General features: G+C 48.5%; 17 protein-coding genes. 11 read left to right on the top strand and 6 right to left on the bottom strand.

Annotated features, from left to right (window positions below):
- The first annotated feature begins 11 nt into the window (after positions 1–11).
- The 3 genes from NNC77_RS10290 (at position 12) to NNC77_RS10280 (ending at position 1,369) form a co-directional block, all read left to right on the top strand.
- Positions 12–233 (top strand): DUF4248 domain-containing protein, encoded by a 222-nt coding sequence (locus NNC77_RS10290; RefSeq protein ID WP_117586186.1) that lies wholly within the window; start codon positions 12–14, stop codon positions 231–233.
- Positions 234–577: 344 nt separating this feature from the next.
- Positions 578–766 (top strand): hypothetical protein, encoded by a 189-nt coding sequence (locus NNC77_RS10285; protein WP_040552569.1) that lies wholly within the window; start codon positions 578–580, stop codon positions 764–766.
- 51 nt (positions 767–817) lie between these two features.
- Positions 818–1,369, top strand: coding sequence for a DNA-binding protein (locus NNC77_RS10280; protein ID WP_254970796.1), 552 nt, complete (start codon positions 818–820; stop codon positions 1,367–1,369).
- A gap of 95 nt (positions 1,370–1,464) precedes the next feature.
- Here NNC77_RS10280 and NNC77_RS10275 read toward each other — a convergent pair whose 3' ends face one another.
- From NNC77_RS10275 to NNC77_RS10255, 5 genes are all read right to left on the bottom strand, one after another.
- Positions 1,465–2,052, bottom strand: coding sequence for an AbgT family transporter (locus NNC77_RS10275; RefSeq protein ID WP_118080090.1), 588 nt, complete (start codon positions 2,050–2,052; stop codon positions 1,465–1,467).
- 27 nt (positions 2,053–2,079) lie between these two features.
- Positions 2,080–2,805: a DUF5932 domain-containing protein gene (locus tag NNC77_RS10270; RefSeq protein ID WP_006846602.1), complete on the bottom strand. Its 726-nt coding sequence runs from the start codon at positions 2,803–2,805 to the stop codon at positions 2,080–2,082.
- A 20-nt stretch (positions 2,806–2,825) separates the two neighbouring features.
- Positions 2,826–6,200, bottom strand: coding sequence for a sensor histidine kinase (locus NNC77_RS10265; RefSeq protein WP_254986881.1), 3,375 nt, complete (start codon positions 6,198–6,200; stop codon positions 2,826–2,828).
- A 23-nt stretch (positions 6,201–6,223) separates the two neighbouring features.
- Positions 6,224–6,895, bottom strand: coding sequence for a bifunctional 4-hydroxy-2-oxoglutarate aldolase/2-dehydro-3-deoxy-phosphogluconate aldolase (locus tag NNC77_RS10260; RefSeq protein ID WP_006846600.1), 672 nt, complete (start codon positions 6,893–6,895; stop codon positions 6,224–6,226).
- Positions 6,896–7,001: 106 nt separating this feature from the next.
- Positions 7,002–8,024, bottom strand: coding sequence for a sugar kinase (locus tag NNC77_RS10255; RefSeq protein ID WP_118085816.1), 1,023 nt, complete (start codon positions 8,022–8,024; stop codon positions 7,002–7,004).
- Positions 8,025–8,418: 394 nt separating this feature from the next.
- Here NNC77_RS10255 and NNC77_RS10250 point away from each other — a divergent pair, with 394 nt between their 5' ends.
- From NNC77_RS10250 to NNC77_RS10225, 6 genes are all read left to right on the top strand, one after another.
- On the top strand, positions 8,419–9,483 hold the full coding sequence (locus tag NNC77_RS10250; protein ID WP_254970795.1) for a LacI family DNA-binding transcriptional regulator: 1,065 nt from the start codon (positions 8,419–8,421) through the stop codon (positions 9,481–9,483).
- 90 nt (positions 9,484–9,573) lie between these two features.
- Complete coding sequence (locus NNC77_RS10245) at positions 9,574–11,070, top strand: UxaA family hydrolase (protein ID WP_254986880.1); 1,497 nt, start codon at positions 9,574–9,576, stop codon at positions 11,068–11,070.
- Positions 11,071–11,089: 19 nt separating this feature from the next.
- Entirely contained in the window at positions 11,090–12,400 is a 1,311-nt protein-coding gene (locus NNC77_RS10240) for a Na+/H+ antiporter NhaC family protein (RefSeq protein WP_117694173.1), read from the top strand.
- Positions 12,401–12,500: 100 nt separating this feature from the next.
- Positions 12,501–13,196 (top strand): hypothetical protein, encoded by a 696-nt coding sequence (locus NNC77_RS10235; protein ID WP_118080082.1) that lies wholly within the window; start codon positions 12,501–12,503, stop codon positions 13,194–13,196.
- A gap of 116 nt (positions 13,197–13,312) precedes the next feature.
- Positions 13,313–13,999 carry a GH25 family lysozyme gene (locus tag NNC77_RS10230; protein WP_217326318.1) on the top strand — a complete coding sequence of 229 codons (687 nt, stop codon included), beginning with the start codon at positions 13,313–13,315 and terminating at the stop codon, positions 13,997–13,999.
- A 116-nt stretch (positions 14,000–14,115) separates the two neighbouring features.
- Entirely contained in the window at positions 14,116–15,444 is a 1,329-nt protein-coding gene (locus NNC77_RS10225; RefSeq protein WP_254970792.1) for a zinc ribbon domain-containing protein, read from the top strand.
- 157 nt (positions 15,445–15,601) lie between these two features.
- Here NNC77_RS10225 and NNC77_RS10220 read toward each other — a convergent pair whose 3' ends face one another.
- The gene (locus NNC77_RS10220; RefSeq protein ID WP_254970787.1) at positions 15,602–16,417 is read right to left on the bottom strand and encodes a J domain-containing protein; all 816 of its coding nucleotides are present in this window, start codon (positions 16,415–16,417) and stop codon (positions 15,602–15,604) included.
- A 148-nt stretch (positions 16,418–16,565) separates the two neighbouring features.
- On the opposite strand from NNC77_RS10220, the gene NNC77_RS10215 reads away from it, so the two are divergent.
- Both NNC77_RS10215 and nudC read left to right on the top strand, forming a co-directional pair.
- Positions 16,566–18,329, top strand: a complete 1,764-nt coding sequence (locus tag NNC77_RS10215; protein ID WP_254970785.1) for a bifunctional metallophosphatase/5'-nucleotidase — start codon at positions 16,566–16,568, stop codon at positions 18,327–18,329.
- 72 nt (positions 18,330–18,401) lie between these two features.
- The gene (gene nudC / locus NNC77_RS10210) at positions 18,402–19,175 is read left to right on the top strand and encodes an NAD(+) diphosphatase (protein ID WP_254970784.1); all 774 of its coding nucleotides are present in this window, start codon (positions 18,402–18,404) and stop codon (positions 19,173–19,175) included.
- The last annotated feature ends 6 nt before the right edge of the window (positions 19,176–19,181 follow it).

The following is a 19,181-nucleotide window of genomic DNA, read 5'->3' as shown; positions in this document are numbered from 1 at the left end:
AAATTAAGATTATGGAAGATTTTATAAACCGCACGTATACGAAGAAGGAACTGGGACTGATGTACTTTCCCGAGAGTATGCCACGCACGGCCGTGAATCATCTCATGAGTTGGATTCGCCGTTGCCAACCGCTCTGGGATGAATTGCAGGAGATGGGGTATGAAAAGACTTGCAAGTCGTTCACGCCCAAGCAGGTGAAGGCTATTATCGATAACCTCGGGGAACCGGGATAAAATGTTCCGGTATCGCAAGGTATCGCACGCTATCGCACACCTGATAAATCGGGATTTCGTATCTTTGCATCGTGATTCAGAAAGCGCGCAAAATCACTTGCCCAGTTGGAGAAAAATATCTCCCTAATTGGGAAAATAAAAAGGCCTGAAGAAGAGAACGAGGAAGCACAGGAAAACAAGAGAACAACCACGATTCTCTCACGGCAAGGCTTTCCAGAAGAAAACAAAAGTAATGAAAACAAGACTCCAAGCCTCGAAACGAGTCGTTTCGCAAAGTACTTCTTCTAAGAGAAATCTGAGGAAAGAGGAAAAAACGAAACTTAGCAGGGGGCAGAAAAAAAATCATGAACCAGAACATGAAGGCATTCATCCGGTATCTCATCGTGGCGATTTGCTCAGCCATCGTCACCTTCCTATCCAGCTCCTGCACGGCAGGACTCGTAATCGGAAAGAACCAGCGGCAACATCAGGAGAACAACATCTCCACCAAAGTAGATTCTACCTACTACGTGCCAACCATCACCATCAGGTAGTTTATAGAGTTAACAGTTGATAGTTTATAACAATTTAAAATTCAAAAGATTATGGCAATTAATTTGAAAGCAAAGGAGACCCTTATCCAAGTAGGCGAAATGAAGGGTCAGTACAGATTCATCCTCGGTACCGAACTTTACAACAAGCTCTCAGAGAGCAAGGTTATCAAGGAGGCTGCTATCAGAAGCGGCGTTAGCGTGGGCGTGATGCAGGTTTGCTGGGATGCAGCAGGCGAGGTTATCAAGGCGTGGTGTACCGAAGGCCATTCCGTAGCCGTTCCGGGATTGGGAACCATGCGATTCGGCGTAAGAGCCAAGAGTGTGCCTACCGTAAGCGAAGTGGCTACCAGTCTGATTACCAACCGCCGTGTAATCTTCACCCCAAGCGTTGACATCAAGCGCGAGCTGCAGGAAACCTCCATCCAGATTACCTGTTACGACCGCAACGGCAAGGTGGTGAAAAACGTTACTTCCGACGATAAGGGCGATGTGGAAGACCCAGACAATAACCCAGGTGGCGGCGGTTCGGATAACACCCCGGGCGGCGGAAATACTGAAGGCGGCGGAACCACCGGCGGTAATGAGGGAGACGGCTTGGAGTAAGCGAACTCCCCGAAAAACCGAACAGGAATCCCTGATTTTACCACAGAAAGAAAAGAGCCCCTGATGCAAGGAAACGAGCATCGGGGGCTCTTATTTTACTCCATTACATAGAGGATGGATGTATAGAGCTGCATCACGAGAATGTAGAAAAGAAAGCAGGGCGACAGGAGACGGATGCCTTGATTCATCGCATCATAAACCTGACTGATGCCCTTGATGCTCTCGCTCATGATGCCGTAACTCATGCTCATCACCATGACCGAGAAACAGATGTACGGAATGAGACTATGCGTGAACGGACCCGGAAAAAGGGTTCCTACGGCATTCAGCAGAATGGCATGGGGCAAGAGTGTGAGCGCCAGCATGATACCTGCAGAGATGCACAACTCGATGAGCATCAGGCGCAAGGCCGTGCGTTGGCGATACTGGGTATGGTCGAAATGGAGCACCCTACTCTGCTTTACCACCCCGATGGTGATGCTGATGAGCACCAGCCATACGAGCCATACAGAGGTGAGATGGTCTACAAAATGGCCCATAAACCAGCGGATGCCCTCGGGGCTGGTAAGCGAATGGGTGAACGACTCGGGCATCGCAGCTGTAAGCAGCCACGAAACCAGAATCACCACTACTTCGGCTATTCCCAACGATAATGCCAGATAGGCCAATACTTTCTTATACATTCTTTAAAAAGCACTTATTGAAACGAATTATTCTTCATCTGCCTGCAGATGGTCGATATCCAGGATGCGGAGCTCGCAGGCTTTTACCACCAGGCGGGTGGCGTTGATGCCCATGCCGTGGTTGCCGTCAGGGAAGAGTTTCTGAACCAGTTCTGCCTGTCGCTTCTCCAGACTCTTTACGCCGAAAGGCATTCCGCGCAGGTTGGTAATCTGCTCCTTGGTGTAACCCAGCGCAAGATGGCGCAGGAAACGCTCGTCATACTCATCAATCTCATAATTCACCAGAGCCTCCTGACGCATCAGCTGGCTGTTTACGCTCCGCTTGAAACGGTCTACTATCTTCTGAAGGATAGGCTGGTTGAACACCAGTTTCTTACCTCCCATGCAGCTCGCCACATCGCCACGCGTAAGGAGTTCGCCACTCTTCAGAATGATGCCGTCGCAGCCCGCATCGAGCACATCTACCCAGAGTTTTTCGTTCAGAATTTCTCCTGTAAAGATGAGCACCTTCACGTCAGGATACTGCTCCTTGGTCTGGCGGCAGATTTCTACGCCTACCGTGGTGGAACCGCCCAGTCCGAGGTCGAGCAGAACCAGATCAGGCAACTGCTGCTTGATGAGTTTCCAATAGGCTATTTCGCTCTCGGCAGTACCGATGATTTCAGCCTCGGGAATATCATTCTTGAAGATACCCTCTGTGCCCTTCAGTTCCAGGGGCACGTCTTCTACTATGATGACTTTAAAATTTTCCATTTTCTGATATTTTTATTTTCTTATGACTTTAAACTTTTCCATTTGATGCGTGCCGGCAGCACGGCCTCTATCCTGAGGCAACCCTTATCGCTCTGGCAGGCCTTGATGCCGCAGCCGCGCAGATTGGTAATCTCGCCCAGTTCCCTCACAATCTGCCGGCACAGGAGATAGCGCAAATCGCCCGTCAGAGGGGTGAAGAGCTGGGCATGGAGCGCAGCATCATAGGCCACATCCTGCTGGTCAATCCAATATCTCACGTAGGCAGTACCCGGAATCTCAGCCACTCCGGTATGGTAATCCTTGGAATTGCCGCGCATCAGAGAAACAAGATAGCGGTTCAGGAAATCATCCGCCTTGATGTTGCCTTCTACCTGCTCCATCGCCTGGGCGCTGAGCAGAGAATAGAGCGATTTATAATAATCTACCAGTTCCTTGAGCGAATCTACATCATCGGGCTGCGAATCGATAAGCTGGCGGATGCGCGACGGATAATACATCGTTTCGTGCTTGAGCGTAGACAGACAGTTGTCGAGCACGGAATTGGAGATATGAAGCTTATCGTTCTCATATTCTGCCCTATGCAGCTCATCGGTCAGCAGCTCCAGTTTCAGGGATTCCTGCTCAGCCTCGTCGGTTCGCTTAGCCTTGGTCTGTTCAATCATGGCAAACCGGTAGCTCAGCACGTGGCGGTAATAGAGCAGATAATAAGCCAGCGGCAACTGCAGCAGCAACAGGATGAGCAGCACCACGGCCACGGTCTTCGAGTTCTCGCTCTGCTGCATCGTGTGCACGTAATTATCGAGCGTATTATCAGCACTTATCTCGCGGAACAGTTGGGTATAAACCTTGTTGTTGCTTTGGTAGAGCGACCATTGGTGCAACGCCAGGGCAGCCACGGCACACTCGTTTCTCAGGTCCAGGATGACGTGATAATTGGTTGGCAGTCCGGAGCGTATCCAGAAGAGTTCTGCCGCCATTCCCACCTCCGGATGAGCCACCATGAGATACTTGCCGTCGGGATATTTCGACAGATAGAACGCGTTGAGATAATGGCGCGAAGAATCGGCAAAGGCCAGGGTACGCTGGTAGGTACGGTTGATATTGCTGAAGTAGGCGCTATCTGCAAAATCGTCGGCACGCTGGAGATTGGCATCTACGTTCGTCTTGAGATGATTGTGGCGCTGGCGGATGCCGTTGGTCTTCTTTGCCTCACAAGGCTGGACCGAAGCCGACAGCAGCACGAAGAGCATGATGAAGATGCCCAGCAGCTGATGGGTTCGGCGGGCGATGCCTTTAGGCAGACGGAAACTGAAGCGGCTCCCCTCGCCCAACTTGCTTTCTGCCTTAATCTGACAGCCGGCAAAGAGCGAACTCACCTTCTTATATTTCTCGATGATGCCCTTGCAGTTGAGCAGTCCGAAGCCGTGACCGCCCGTATAGGTCCGGTCGAAGACATGCGCCAGCTGCTCCTCGTCCATACCCTTTCCGGTATCTGAGATGCTGATTTCCACTAAGTCAGAAACCTTGGCGCTAATGGTTACCTTTCCGCCTTCAGGTGTAAACTTGCGGGCGTTATCGGCTATGGTATTGATCATGAAGAGCGTAAGGATGCGGTCGGCCTTGACCACGGCATCTGTAGGTTCTACATCGAGTTTCACGCCCTGCATCTGGAAGCTCATCTTGCCCTTGCTTACAATATCGAAAAGCTGCTGGAGCGGGAAACTTTCGATACGCAGGTTGAGTGAGCCCTGGCGCATCTGAATCCACTCCGTAAGCACGTTGTTATATTGGTTAATCTTATCCGTGAGTTCGGCGATATACTGGTAACGTTCCTGCCGCACCTCATCGCTTTCGCCCCCTTCGGAGAGTCGGTTTACCTCGTGAATCATGCGGTCGATGAAAGGCGTAATGCTGTTTACGAGCGAAATCTTAGCCCTTTGTTCCAGATTGCGTTTCTTGTTTTCTTCGATGTGCAGTCGGGTTACGTTCAGTTCATCCTGAACTTCCTCCTGCTTATCTTTTAATTCTTTGATTTTCTTAGTGTTATTCTCGCTCCACTCACGCAAAGGTGCAAGCAGTTCATCCATCGACTGGTTCTTCATCTTCTTGCGTTTCATGTGGTCGAAAACGTAGAGCAGAACCACCACGAGCACAATCATCGCCACCACGGCAGCAATCATCAGGTTGAGCTGCCGGGCGTTTTCGTCGAGCGCAGCCGCACGTGCTTCAAGCTGGCGATCCTGACGCGAACGGTCCTGCAAATCCAGATAGATATTGCGGTTGTAATCGCTCTGCTGCTTATCGTCTATAGCCGAATAAACCAGGCAGAGTCTTTCACGTATCGACGCTACGAGATCGGGTGCCTGCTCTATCGCCTTGTTGTCGTTCAGGGCATGATTCAGGCAGTCGAGCGCCGAAGAATAATCATGGATATCCCAGAAACATTCAGCCAGCGTACGGTTGGCTCCGGCAGTCTGATAAACATCTCCGTAGCTCGAAAAGATGTTGAGGGCACGCTGGGCAAAGTTGCCTGCCAGCAGATTGTTTGGCATCTGCTCGATGTTGAGATACTGGAAGGCAGGCAGGTTGTTGCGTATGAGGAAATCGCTCACCTCTCCTTTTCTGAGGTGCTCGCTAATAGATTGCAGGGCGTTAGCCTGCCAGTAAGGATAAGGATGGGCAGGGTCGCTAGCCAGCATGTAGCAGCTGATCAGCCGGTCAAATTCCGCCTGATTGATTTCGTTTTCGGTTTCCTTGACGATAGCTCCGCCCGAACCTATATTATAAAGATAGTTGAGATATTGTGCCGAATCCTGTTCCAGCTCATCTGGGTCCAGACGGTTAAGCTCCTGAAGCATCGGCTCGTCTAAGCCCACATAATAAAAATAGGTGGCGGCAACAATACTGAATTCAGATTTCGCATAAATCACGCGTTTGCTTTCTCTCGGGGGCATGGAATTCACCTCTTCGCGAATTCTGCGCAAACGCCTCATCGCCTTTTCGCGATAAGCATAAAAATCTTTGTTGTGCGATTCTCTCTGGCAGAGTCGCATGTTCTGAACATCGGCAATAGCGAGTTCTATCTGATTATCGCTCTCCTCTTCAACTTTCCTCAGCCATCCCTTGGCACCCTTGTAATCCATCTTGGCTATACAGACAAAGGCAAGGTTGTTATAGGCTTCAGCACGGCCTGAGGAATAATCTTCTGAAAGCTTCAAAGCCCTCTCAGCCAGCACTTTAGTTGAATCGAGGTTGCGATAATGATAAGCATAGGATTGCTCGTTCAGCTCATCTACCCTTGCCTTATTCGCAGGAGAACAAGCTGAAAGAAAAAGAGTCGCCACCACCAGAAGTGATGATGGCGACATGAAAAAGAAAGATGCTGAAATTTGCATCTAGATGAAAAATAGTCTCTAAATTAAGCGCGAGCCTTCGCGATGTAACCGAGAGCCTCCTGACACTTGGCTGTGATGGCAGCCCAGTCGCCAGCAGCAACAGTCTCCTTAGGGAAGAGCTTAGAGCCCATACCTACGCAGAGAACGCCAGCCTTGATCCAAGGAGTAAGATTCTCCTCTGTTGGCTCTACGGCACCTGTTACCATGATGTTGCTCCAACGCAAAGGTGCCATTACGTTCTTGACGAATGAAGGACCGCCTACGTTACCTGCTGGGAATACCTTAGTTACGTCGCAACCGGCAGCCTGAGCATTATTGATTTCAGTTACAGAACCGCAACCTGGTGAATAAGGAACCAGACGACGGTTGCAAACTGGAGCAATATCTGGGTTGAAGTTAGGACCTACGATGAAGTTAGCGCCGAGCTGGAGATAGAGAGAAGCTGTACCGGCATCAACAACTGTACCTGCACCCAAGATCATCTCAGGGCAAGCCTTGTCGGCCCACTTTACCAACTCTCCGAAAATCTCGTGAGCGAAGTCACCACGGTTAGTAAACTCGAAAACACGTACGCCACCCTCGTAACAAGCCTTGATGACGTTCTTGCAGATTTCAACATCCTTGTTGAAGAAAACAGGTACCATACCAGTCTCTTTCATGGCTGCCATAACCTGCATTTTGCTAAACTTTGCCATTATCTTATATGAATTAATAATGAATAGTTTATAGTTTATAAGAGCTACGCCGTAAGCAAGACTGCCTATAAACTATCAACTATAAACTATAAACTTTAAACTATAATTATCTCTGAACTCGACCATTAGCGTTACCGCCAGCCAGGCTCTCTACCTCGTCAGCAGATACCAGGTTGAAGTCGCCAGGGATAGTATGCTTCAAAGCAGAAGCAGCTACCGCAAACTCAAGAGCCTCGCCCTGAGTCTCCTTAGTAAGAAGACCGTGGATCAGACCACCAGAGAAAGAGTCGCCACCACCAACGCGGTCGATGATAGGGTTGATGTCGTAGTGCTTGCTCTGATAGAACTCCTTACCATCATAGATAAGAGCCTTCCAGCCGTTATGTGTAGCAGAGAGAGATTCGCGGAGAGTAGAAACAACATACTTGAATCCGAACTCCTCCATCATGCCCTTGAAGATTCCGTAGTAACCCTCAGCATCAGTCTTACCGCCCTCTACGTCAGCATCTGGCTTGAAGCCCAGGCAGAGCTGAGCATCTTCCTCATTACCGATACAAACATCAACATACTTCATCAGAGGACGCATAACAGAGATAGCCTTCTCTGAAGTCCAGAGCTTCTTGCGGAAGTTGAGGTCAACAGAAACAGTTACGCCGTGACGCTTAGCAGCCTCACAAGCCAACTTGGTAAGCTCAGCAGCCTTGTCGCTGATAGCTGGAGTAATACCGCTCCAATGGAACCACTGGGCACCCTCCATAATCTTGTCGAAATCGAAATCAGATGGATCTGCCTCAGCAATTGCGCTGTGTGCACGGTCGTAGATTACCTTGGATGGGCGCATAGAAGCACCAGTCTCGGCATAGTAGAGACCTACGCGGTCGCCACCACGAGCGATGAACTCTGTATTAACGCCGTAACGACGGAGACCGTTGACAGCAATCTGACCGATCTCGTGCTTAGGGAGTTTAGATACGAAGTAAGCATCATGACCATAGTTAGCCAAGCTTACAGCTACGTTAGCCTCACCACCACCAGGGATGATGCGAAGTGATTCACTCTGAATGAAACGATCATTGCCTTCTGGTGATAAACGAAGCATGATCTCGCCTAATGTTACAATTTTTGCCATGTTTGATAGTTTTAATTTTTTTGTTTTTATTTTGTTTGTTATGAGTAACAAATTAAATTCCACTTTTCAGTAGAGAAATGAAGTTCAATTATCAGTTGTCGTTCAATTTCGAGGGCAAAAATAACCATAATTTCTCGAATAACGAAATAAAATCGCATTTTTTTTTGTTTTTCGTGCAAAAAAGTTGCTGTGTCTTCGCACAATTCAAAAAATTGTTGTATATTTGCGGCAAAATTCGTACTTGTGGTCGCACACAACAGAATTGCTTAATACTAATTGTGGTCTGTGCACAGCTTGGAAGTACCTGCGACGTTTTATCTATCGTAGCCCCCAGGAGAGGCTCCTTATATAATAAGTACACGCGAGGCAACCAGACCCGTAATGCTAAAAAACAATGGCCGAAAAAATCAGAATCAAGGATATTGCCGAGAGAGCTGGCGTATCCGTTGGAACCGTAGACCGAGTTCTGCACGACCGTCCAAACGTGTCGAAACCTGCACGCGACAAGGTCGAGAAAGCCCTCAAGGAAATGAATTATCAGCCTAATGTGTACGCCAGCGCTCTGGCTTACAACAAATCCTATACCTTCTACCTACTGATTCCGAAACATGAATCGGAGGCTTACTGGGAGGAAATAGAGGAAGGCGCAAAAAAATGTGAAGATACCCGACGTGACTTCCATATCGATGTAGAGATTCGTTTCTATGAGCGTTCCACCGAGGAATCGTTCCGCGAAGAAGGCAACAAGATTCTTGAGGCCAGTCCGGAAGGAGTTATCGTGGTGCCTTCATCGCTCGATGTAACCCGCGAGTTTACCGAGGCGTTGCATCACAAAAGCATCCCATTCATCCTGCTCGACTCCTACATGCCCGATCTGCGTCCGCTCTCTTTCTTCGGCCAGGATTCGTTCTGTTCGGGGTTCTTCTCAGCCAAGATGCTGATGATGCTTGCCGCAAAGGAAGATGAAATCCTGCTCATGAGGCAAACCAAAGACGGAAGAGTGGTCAGCAAGCAGCAGGATAACCGAGAGGTAGGATTCCGCCATTACATGCACGATCACTTCCCTAACGTGAAGATTACCATGCTCGACCTGCCGTTGAGCGGCACACGTGCAGAATTCGTCAAAATGCTGGAGAAGTTCTTTGCCGAGCATCCGAACATCCACCATTGCATCACCATGACTTCGAAGGCGCACATCGTGGGCGACTTCCTGCTGAAAACCAACCGCCGCGACGTTCAGATCATGGGCTATGATATGGTAGAGAAAAATGCCCGCTGTCTGCGCGAAGGAAGCATCTCCTTCCTCATCGCCCAGCACGCCTACATGCAGGGTTACTCCTGCGTAGACACGCTCTTCCAGGCCATCGTGCTGAAGAAGAAAGTTACGCCGGTAAACTATATGCCTATCGAGCTGCTGATGAAGGAAAACGTAGATTTCTATCGCAGAACCCAGCTCTAAGGCTATCGGGCAGAACAGGGTTTCCGCATGGAAGACAATTCATACAGGAACATTATAAATTATAAACAATAAATAAAAGACAGACTACGTATGGAACAATCAAGTTTTATCAAGATTAACCCTGCCGACTCGGTAGTGGTTTGCTTGCGCCCTATGAAGAAGGGTGAAACGATTGAAGTAGATGGCAAGACCATCACATTATTGCAGGATACTCCTGCAGGACACAAGGTGCTCATCAACGATGCTGCCGAGGGTACAGACATCCTGAAGTATGGCTACCCTATCGGTCACGCAAAGACCAGCCTCAAGGCGGGCGAATGGGTTAACGAGAACAACCTCAAGACCAATCTGGCAGGTACACTCGAATATACCTACAACCCGGTAGAGGAGCAGTTGAACATCGCTAAGGAAAACCGCACCTTCATGGGCTACGTTCGCAAGAATGGCGAAGTAGGCGTAAGAAACGAAGTATGGGTAGTTCCTACCGTGGGCTGCGTTAACGGCGTGGCTGAGAAACTGGTAGAACTCCTCAAGAAAGAAACAGGCTGCGAAGGCATCGACGCCATCCACGCATGGCACCACAACTTCGGTTGCTCACAGCTCTCGGGTGACCATGAGAATACCCGCAAGGTGCTTCGCGATATCTGTCTGCATCCAAACGCAGGTGCCGTGCTCGTTCTCTCGCTCGGCTGCGAGAACAACCAGCCAGATGATTTCATGAAGATGCTTGGCGACTATGATCACGACCGCATCAAACTTCTTGTAACACAGAAGGTTGAAGGCGATGAGCTAGAGGAAGGCATGAAGATTCTGCGCAACCTCTATGCCCTGGCTAAGGAAGACAAGCGCGAGGAAGTTCCGGTAAGCAAACTGCGCGTAGGTTTGAAGTGTGGCGGTTCTGACGGCTTCAGCGGAATTACAGCCAACCCATTGGTAGGTGAATTTAGCGACTGGCTCGTAGCTCAGGGCGGTACAAGCATCCTGACAGAGGTACCGGAAATGTTTGGCGCAGAAACCATTCTGATGAACCGTTGCGAAAATAAGGAACTCTTCGACAAGACCGTTCACCTGATTAACGACTTCAAGGAGTACTTCCTGAGCCATGGTGAACCGGTTGGCGAGAACCCTTCTCCAGGTAACAAGGCTGGTGGTATCTCAACCCTCGAAGATAAGGCTTTGGGTTGCACCCAGAAGTGCGGCCGTGCTCCGGTAAGCGGCGTGCTCCAGTATGGCGACCGTCTGGAGACAACCGGTTTGAACCTGCTTTCTGCTCCAGGTAACGACCTTGTTGCAGCCACAGCTCTGGCTTCAGCAGGTTGCCAGCTCGTTCTCTTCACCACAGGTCGCGGAACCCCATTCGGAACCTTCGTGCCAACGATGAAGATTTCTACCAACAGCAATCTGGCCAAGAACAAGCCAAACTGGATTGACTTCAACGCCGGCGCTCTGGTAGAAGGTGTAGAAATGAAAGACTTGGTAAGCAAGTTTATTGATAAGATTATAGCCGTAGCAAGTGGCGAGGAGGCTCGCAACGAGTATAATGGCTATCGTGAAATCTCCATCTTCAAGAATGGAGTAACTCTTTAATTAAAAAGAAAAAAGAAGTATGAGTAATAAAAAAGGTTTGCTGGCGTTGTCGCCATTATTTTTGCTGATTGTCCTCATCGTGGCTTTTACCGTATATTCGGTAGACAGCAGCCATCAGGACACCAGCCTCTCGCTCACAGTAGCGTTCATGATTTCGAGCATTTATGCCGTGGCTATTTCCGGCGGAATGCCTGTCAGGAAACGAGTGGACACATACAGCAAGGGTGCCGGCGCCAACAACCTGATGCTCATGCTCTGGATTTACGTGCTGGCTGGCTCGTTTGCCGCATCAGCCAAGGCGATGGGAGCCGTTGATGCAACCGTCAACCTGGCGCTCAGCATCCTGCCAGCCAGCATGATTCTGCCAGGACTCTTCCTGGCTGCCTGCTTTATCTCCGTATCCATCGGAACAAGTGTAGGAACCGTAGTGGCTCTGGTTCCGATAGCCGCCGGACTGGCCCACTCGATGGATGCTAACGTAGGCATGATGACCGCCATCATCGTAGGTGGCGCTTATTTCGGCGACAACCTCTCGTTCATCTCCGATACGACAGTTGTTGCTACGCAGACGCAGAACTGCAAGATGAGCGATAAGTTCAAGGTCAACTCCATGATTGTGGTTCCGGCCGCCGTACTCGTACTCATCGCCTATTCTGTCATGGGAGTCGGTCTTCAGGCCCCAACCCACATCAACGAGGTAGAATACATGAAAGTATTGCCTTACCTCACCGTCCTCATTACCGCTATTGCCGGCATGAATGTAATGGCTGTTCTCACTCTGGGCACCCTACTCTGTGGCGCCATCGGCATAGGCAGTCATCTTCTGGGTGCCTCCGGAAGCTACGACCTCTTTGGCTGGTTCTCAGCCATGGGCAACGGCATTATCGGCATGGGCGAACTCATTATCATCGCCATGATGGCAGGTGGTATGCTCGAAATCATCCGCGAAAACGGCGGAATCGATTTCATCATCAACAAGATTACAGCCCACGTAAACAGCAAGCGTGGAGCCGAACTTTCTATCGCCGCCCTCGTTTCGATGGTAAACATCTGTACGGCAAATAATACGGTAGCGATTCTGACAGTAGGAAATATTTCAAAAAAGATAGGCGACCGGTTTGGCGTAGACAACCGCAAGGCAGCCAGCATTCTCGACACCTTCTCATGCATGGTTCAGGGATTGATTCCTTATGGCGTGCAGATGCTCCTGGCAGCCGGTCTGGCCAATCTCAGTCCGATGGACATTCTTCCTTATCTCTACTATCCGCTGGCGATAGGTGTGGCAGCCCTGCTGGCCATCCTCTTGCGCTATCCTAAGAGATACAGTTAGGAAGACTTCTAAAAATCAGAGGAGGGTCTCCTTCTGCGTTAGAGATTTCTTGACAGGAAGAACAAAACTTTATTATTGACTATTAATAAGAACAAGGCATATGAATTTTCTTCAGCGCAACCTTTTTACTAAGCTCCGTGCCGACAACTTCGGCATCAAGGAAGAAATGGAACCGATGACTACCTTTAAGAAGAAAAAGATAGCTCAGATGCTCAAGAACGTGAATGATGTTCCTGCCGGAGAGGTGAAGATGAACAACGGTTTTCTGAACCGACGGCTCAGCAAGATTCAGGAAGATGAACGCCACGCCATCGATACCTCTATCGAGACCATTTATTTGCTGCGCATCATCGTGGCAAACGTAAATGGAATGTTGGCTAACGGAATCAATCTCAGAGGAATCATCCAGTTGGGAGACTACCTGAGAACCCGAGGCGACAAGGTAGATTTCGTGAAACTGGAGAAGTGGCTTGCCAAGCTCCGCATCCAGCGCATCGCCCAGCTGGAAGGAAGCGTGCTCATCACCTTCTTCGATTTCGAACAGGACGAAATCCCGTTCGTTCATCACATAGAAAGAGGCGCCTACAAACTGACGCTCCGTTCGCTCTACTATAATATCATGGACCAGCAGGCCATTCAGTTTGAGCAGACCAGCAGCGGCTTTGTACGCACCACGGGGGGAACCATGCGCAAGAATCTGCGCCGCAGCATGCGCTATCTGCAATACGCTCCGATAGAAACCATGAGCAATTTCATGAACAATTTCTTCCGTTCATTATCTGAGATTGAAGAGTAAATTTCAGTAAGGATTGAAGGGGTTAATCTGGGATTCATCAGGACGAAGAGTAAAATATCTATAAAATTAATCTCTTAGTAGTACGATTTTCATCTGATTTTCGTATCTTTGCATCTATGAAAAAATTATTTATCTCTATTATAGCATCCATTATTGCCTTGGGAGCCCATGCCCAGGTGCAATGCGAAGACACTTGTCGGCACGTTCACGGCATCGACTTGAGTCATTATCAGGGCAACGTGTTCTGGGAAACCGTGGGCGACAACTCTAAGATGGCTTACGTTTATCTGAAAGCTACCGAGGGCGGAACCAACATCGACAGCAAATACAAGAAGAATATCGACCTGGCTCATCGCTACGGAATGAAAGTAGGTTCTTATCATTTCTACAGACCCCGCATCCCACAGCAGACGCAGCTGGAAAATTTCAAGGCCCAATGCCGTCCGGGAGATCAGGACCTCTTGCCTATGATTGATGTGGAGACGAAAAGCGGCATGAATACAGAAGAATTCTGCGATTCGCTCTTCAAGTTTCTGCATCTCGTAGAGAAAGCATATAAGCAGAAACCCCTCATCTATACGGGAGCCAATTTCTATGACAACTATCTTCTGGGCAAGCTAGACAGCTACAAGCTGATGATTGCCCAGTATACGAAGCGCATCCCTGTATTGCGCGATGGTAGAGATTTCGAAATGTGGCAATATACGGGTAAGGGCAGACTCAACGGAATAAACGGCTATGTTGACAAAAGCCGTTTCATGGGGCGCCACAAGCTCAGGGAAATCAGATTCAGACATCGATAGTACTTGGAACCCTGAACTTGGAACTTTATGATTAGCTTCAAGGTAAAGAGTGGATAAGGTCTGGAAGTAGAGAAGCATGAATTATATAAGTAAATTAATAAACACAAAATAGAATTATGGCAATTATAAAATGTCCGGAATGCGGACGCCAAATTAGCGATAAAGCACCTACCTGCCCTAGTTGCGGAGTAGAAATAGCAGGCAAAATTACCAAATGCCCAAATTGTGGCGAGATTTATTTCAGCAACCTGGAAATGTGTCCTAACTGCCATGAGCTGAATCCTTCGCTCACAAGAATGACGCCTCCGACAGGAATGAGCCAGCAGACTCCTGCCAGCCAGGCTTCTATGACTCAGCAGCAAGAAGCAGAAAACGCAGCCAGACAGAAAGCAATCAGACAAGAAGAAATCCGCCGTCAGGACGCTCTCAGACAGGACGCTCTCAGGCAGCAGGCTCGTCCTCAGACACCTGTCAGAACAGCAACACCTCCTACTCCACCCGTTCCTCCGGTTCGCCCACAGCAATCTAATTCTCAGAACGGCGGAAACGGCGAGGGAACCCAGGAAAAGAAAAAAAGCAACCGTGGCGTCATCATCATCTCTCTGATTTTCGCCTTCCTCGTTTGTGGCATTTTCTACTATTTCTATGATAGCGCCAATAAGAATAAGGAACTGGAAGCTTACGAGTATGCGATGCAGAGTAGCGACCCGATGGTTCTGCAGAGTTACCTAGATACTTACAAAGATGCTGACGAGGCGCATCGTGATTCCATCATGGCTCACCTCGAACTTCTGAAACAGACGGATCAGGACTGGACCAACGCCGTAGTAAGCGGTTCGAAAGAGGCCCTGCAGGCTTATCTCGACAAATACCCAGACAGTCCGCACAAGCAGGAAGTTTTGAACAAGATAGATTCCATCGACTGGAATGTGGCCAAGAATGCTGATAATGTAGAAGCTTACCAAGCTTATCTCGCCGCTCATGCTAACGGTTCCCATATCGAAGAGGCTGAGAATGCGATGAAGAAAGCCAAGAGCAGAGATTTGCAGCCAGAAGAGAAAGATATGGTAAGCAGTCTGTTCCGCCATTTCTTCCAAAGCATCAATACCCGCGATGCTGATGGTTTGCAGGCTTCATGCGAGGACATTCTCTCTTCGCTTCTGGGTAAGAATTCTGCTACCAAGGCAGATGTTGTTACCTTTATGAATAAGCTTTATAAGGAAGATGTGACCAACCTGAACTGGTTCCTCACAAACGATTATAAGATTAAGAAGCGCGAGGTGGGTGACGAAGATTATGAATATCAGGTTCAGTTCTCAGCACGTGAGGAAGTTCAGCTTACCGATGGTACTAAGAAAACCAACCATTTCAAAATCAACGCAACCGTTTCGCCAGACGGCAAGATTTCTGCGTTCAACATGTCGAAGATTAATGCCGCAGAATAGAATAAAAAACGCCCTGCAAGATTAAATAGAATAAAAAAACGCCCTGCAAGACCAGGAACTTCATTTCTGAATGTTCCCTTCTTGCAGGGCGTTTCTTTTTACCTTCATGTTTCGGGAAAGGTCTCATGTCCGAGAACCCGTTCCCTTCTTTTAGAAATTACTTTGCATCCTTCATCTGACGGAGCAAATCTTTCTGCTTATCATTCAACCCGGTTGGCAACTTCACGTTGTAAGTAATCATCAGGTCGCCAAAGGTTCCGTCACCTCGGTCGTATCCTTTTCCGCGAACACGAACCTTCGTGCCATTCTGCGTTTCCGGCTTAATCTTCAGTTTGATTTTAGAACCATTACTCAATTTAATGATTCCTTCGCCGCCCAGCAGAGCCGTATAAAGGTCGATATTCACATTCATGTTCATTTCGCCGTTATTGGCACGACCATTCTGGCCGCAACCGCCGCCACAACCACCAGTACCGAAATCAGCACCAGCTCCGTAGCCAGCCCCATTAAAGCCGCTACCATAACCGTCAGAACCATTAAAACCGCCAAAATTGCCGGAACCGAATCCATCAGCAGACTGCTGGCTTCTGCCACGACCTCCGAAGAGATTTTCGAAGAAGCTGGAGAAACCTCCGCCTCCGCCAAACTGGCTGAAGTCGAAACCCTCGAATGGATTTCCACCGGCTCCACCATAGCTTCCGGAACCGCCTGCGCCACCAGCTCCGCCGAAACCGCCGAATGCATCAGCATTCTTCCATTGTTCGCCATACTGGTCGTATTTAGCACGCTTATCTGGGTCAGAAATCACCTCATACGCCTCGTTCAGCGCCTGGAACTTAGCCTTCGCCTTCGGGTCGTTAGGGTGCAAATCTGGGTGAAACTGTTTTGCACGTTTACGATACGCAGCTCTCACATCCTTCTGCGGAATGTTCTTGTCTACGCCGAGAATCTTGTAATAATCAACAAATGCCATATTATAAAACCTCCTATTTTTTAGTTTTTAAAAAATATCCAACAAAAAGTATGCCTATTTAAGTTCTTTTTTGTACTTTTGCAGAGAAAATAAGAAACAGAGCTCAACTGATGGGCTTTCATTACTCAAAAGATATACATTAATTAATATGAAACAATTATTTGCTGCGCTTCTTCTGGCGCTAACTTTCAATTCACAAGCGATGGCACAACAACGTACCGTAAAACTGAGAGTGATAGAGACAAGCGATGTGCACGGCTCTTTCTTCCCTTACGATTTCATCAACCGTAAGCCAAAAGCAGGAACCTTGGCGCGCGTTTCTTCCTACGTCAATAATTTGCGAAAAGACTACAAGGATAACCTCATCCTCTTGGAGAATGGCGATATTCTGCAGGGACAGCCTACCTGTTATTATTATAATTATGTAAACACAGAGGCTAGAAACGTGGCTGCCGATGTGGTCAACTACATGAAGTATGATGCGCAAGTGTTTGGCAATCATGATGTTGAAACGGGTCATCCAGTTTACGACAAATGGATAAAAGAACTCAACTGCCCAGTTCTTGGTTCCAACATCATCAGCACTTCTACAGGCGAGCCATACGTTAAGCCTTATCTCATCCTGAACCGCGAAGGCGTGAAGGTGGCTGTCTTGGGAATGATTACTCCTGCCATTCCAAACTGGCTCACGGAGAATCTCTGGAGCGGACTGAAATTTGAAAATATGGTAACAAACGCCCGCAAATGGGTGAAGTATCTCCAGGAGAATGAAAAACCGGATGTTATCATCGGCCTCTTCCACAGCGGAAAAGACGGAGGCATTCAGACTGCCGAATATGATGAAGACGCCTCTATCAAGGTGGCAAAAGAAGTGCCGGGCTTCGACCTCATTCTCTTCGGCCACGACCATACGCGCGACAACGAAACCGTAACCAATACTGATGGAAAGCAGGTGGTTTGCCTGGATCCTGCCAACAACGCCATTAGCGTGGCTGATGCTGAAATAACCCTCACCCTCAACAAGAAAAAGGTGAACGGAAAGAAGCAGCTGGTAGTAACTGACAAAAAGGTGACAGGCAAGATTGTGGATGTGACAGATTGTCCTATCGACGAGGATTTCATGAAGACTTTCGAACCTCAGATTGCAGAAGTAAAGAAATATGTGGGCAAGCAGATTGGCAACTTCAAGACTACCATCTACAGCCGCGACCAGTTCTTCGACAGTTCTGCCTTCAACGATTTCATCCTCAACCTCCAGTTGCAGATTACAAAAGCCGACATTTCGTTCAACGCTCCCCTTCAGTTCAACGCGGTTCTGAAAGCCGGCCCAATCTGTGTGAGCGACATGTTCAATCTCTATAAATACGAGAATCAGCTCTACGTAATGCGCATGACGGGCGAAGAAATCAGAAAGCATCTGGAAATGAGTTACGACCTCTGGGTGAACACCATGAAGAGCCCGGACGACCATCTCCTGCTGCTCGATGAGAAGACCGTTGGCGACCAGCAACGCCTCGGTTTCAAGAATCTCTCGTTCAACTTTGATAGTGCTGCGGGAATCGATTACGAAGTTGACGTAACGAAGCCAGATGGCGAGAAGGTGAAGATTCTACGCATGAGCAACGGCGAACCTTTCGATGAGAAAAAATGGTACAAGGTAGCCGTTAACAGCTATCGTGGAAATGGCGGCGGCGAACTCCTTACCAAGGGTGCCGGAATCCCGAAAGACAGTCTTGACAGCCGAATCATCTACCGCAGCAAGCTCGACCAGCGCTACTATCTGATGGAAGAAATTGAAAAGATGGGAACGGTTGATGCAAAACCAAACAACAACTGGAAGTTTGTGCCGGAAGCATGGACTAAGCCAGCTGCCCAGCGCGATTTCGAATTGCTGTTCGGTAAGAAGAAATAGTTCCTCGGAACGCTTCTGGAAAAGCATATTATAAAGTTCAAAGCAAAAAAGTAAATAAGTTCAAAATAAAGAATGAAGTATTGGTTTATATTTTGTAAGACTGATCTCTTGCTCGAAAAGAAAGAAGACGGAACCTATACGATTCCTTGTTCAGAAGAGAGTCCAATCCCAACAAAGCCTTGGACTCACATTCTCAACATTACTCCGATGGAAGACGGAACAGAGGTGAAGACCTTCACCATTCCTGAGCCTGTTACCGGCAATCCGAAGTACGAAATGTGCGGCTTGCGCCCTAGTTTCTACAAACTCTCTTCCGCCCTTTACCAGAAAGCAGGAAAGTGTCAGGAACTCAACTATTGGGACATGAATACCCAATTCTGCGGCGTTTGCGGAGCTCCGATGAAAATGGCAACCGACATCAGTAAGAAATGTACAGAATGCGGCAAACAGGTCTGGCCTTCGCTTGCCACAGCCATCATCGTTCTGATTAAGAAAGATGATCAGGTCTTGCTGGTACACGCTCGCAATTTCAAGGGAAATTTCGACAGTCTCGTGGCTGGTTTCGTAGAGACTGGCGAGAATCTGGAAGAGGCGGTTCATCGTGAAGTAATGGAAGAAACCGGTCTGACTATCAAGAACTTGAAATATTTCGGTTCCCAGCCTTGGCCTTATCCGAGCGGTCTGATGATTGGCTTCTCGGCAGAATATGTAGATGGAGAAATTCATCTTCAGAAAGAAGAACTCTCTCGTGGTAAATGGTTCACGAAAGAGAATCTCCCTATTCTCCCAGAGAAACTTTCCATCGCCCGAAAACTCATCGACGCCTGGCTGGCGGACAAACTCTAATAATGA

Origin of the sequence: Segatella copri, assembly GCF_024330485.1 — a bacterium.
In the GTDB taxonomy this organism is placed as follows: domain Bacteria; phylum Bacteroidota; class Bacteroidia; order Bacteroidales; family Bacteroidaceae; genus Prevotella; species Prevotella copri_L.
This window is presented reverse-complemented; position numbering and strand designations above follow the sequence as displayed.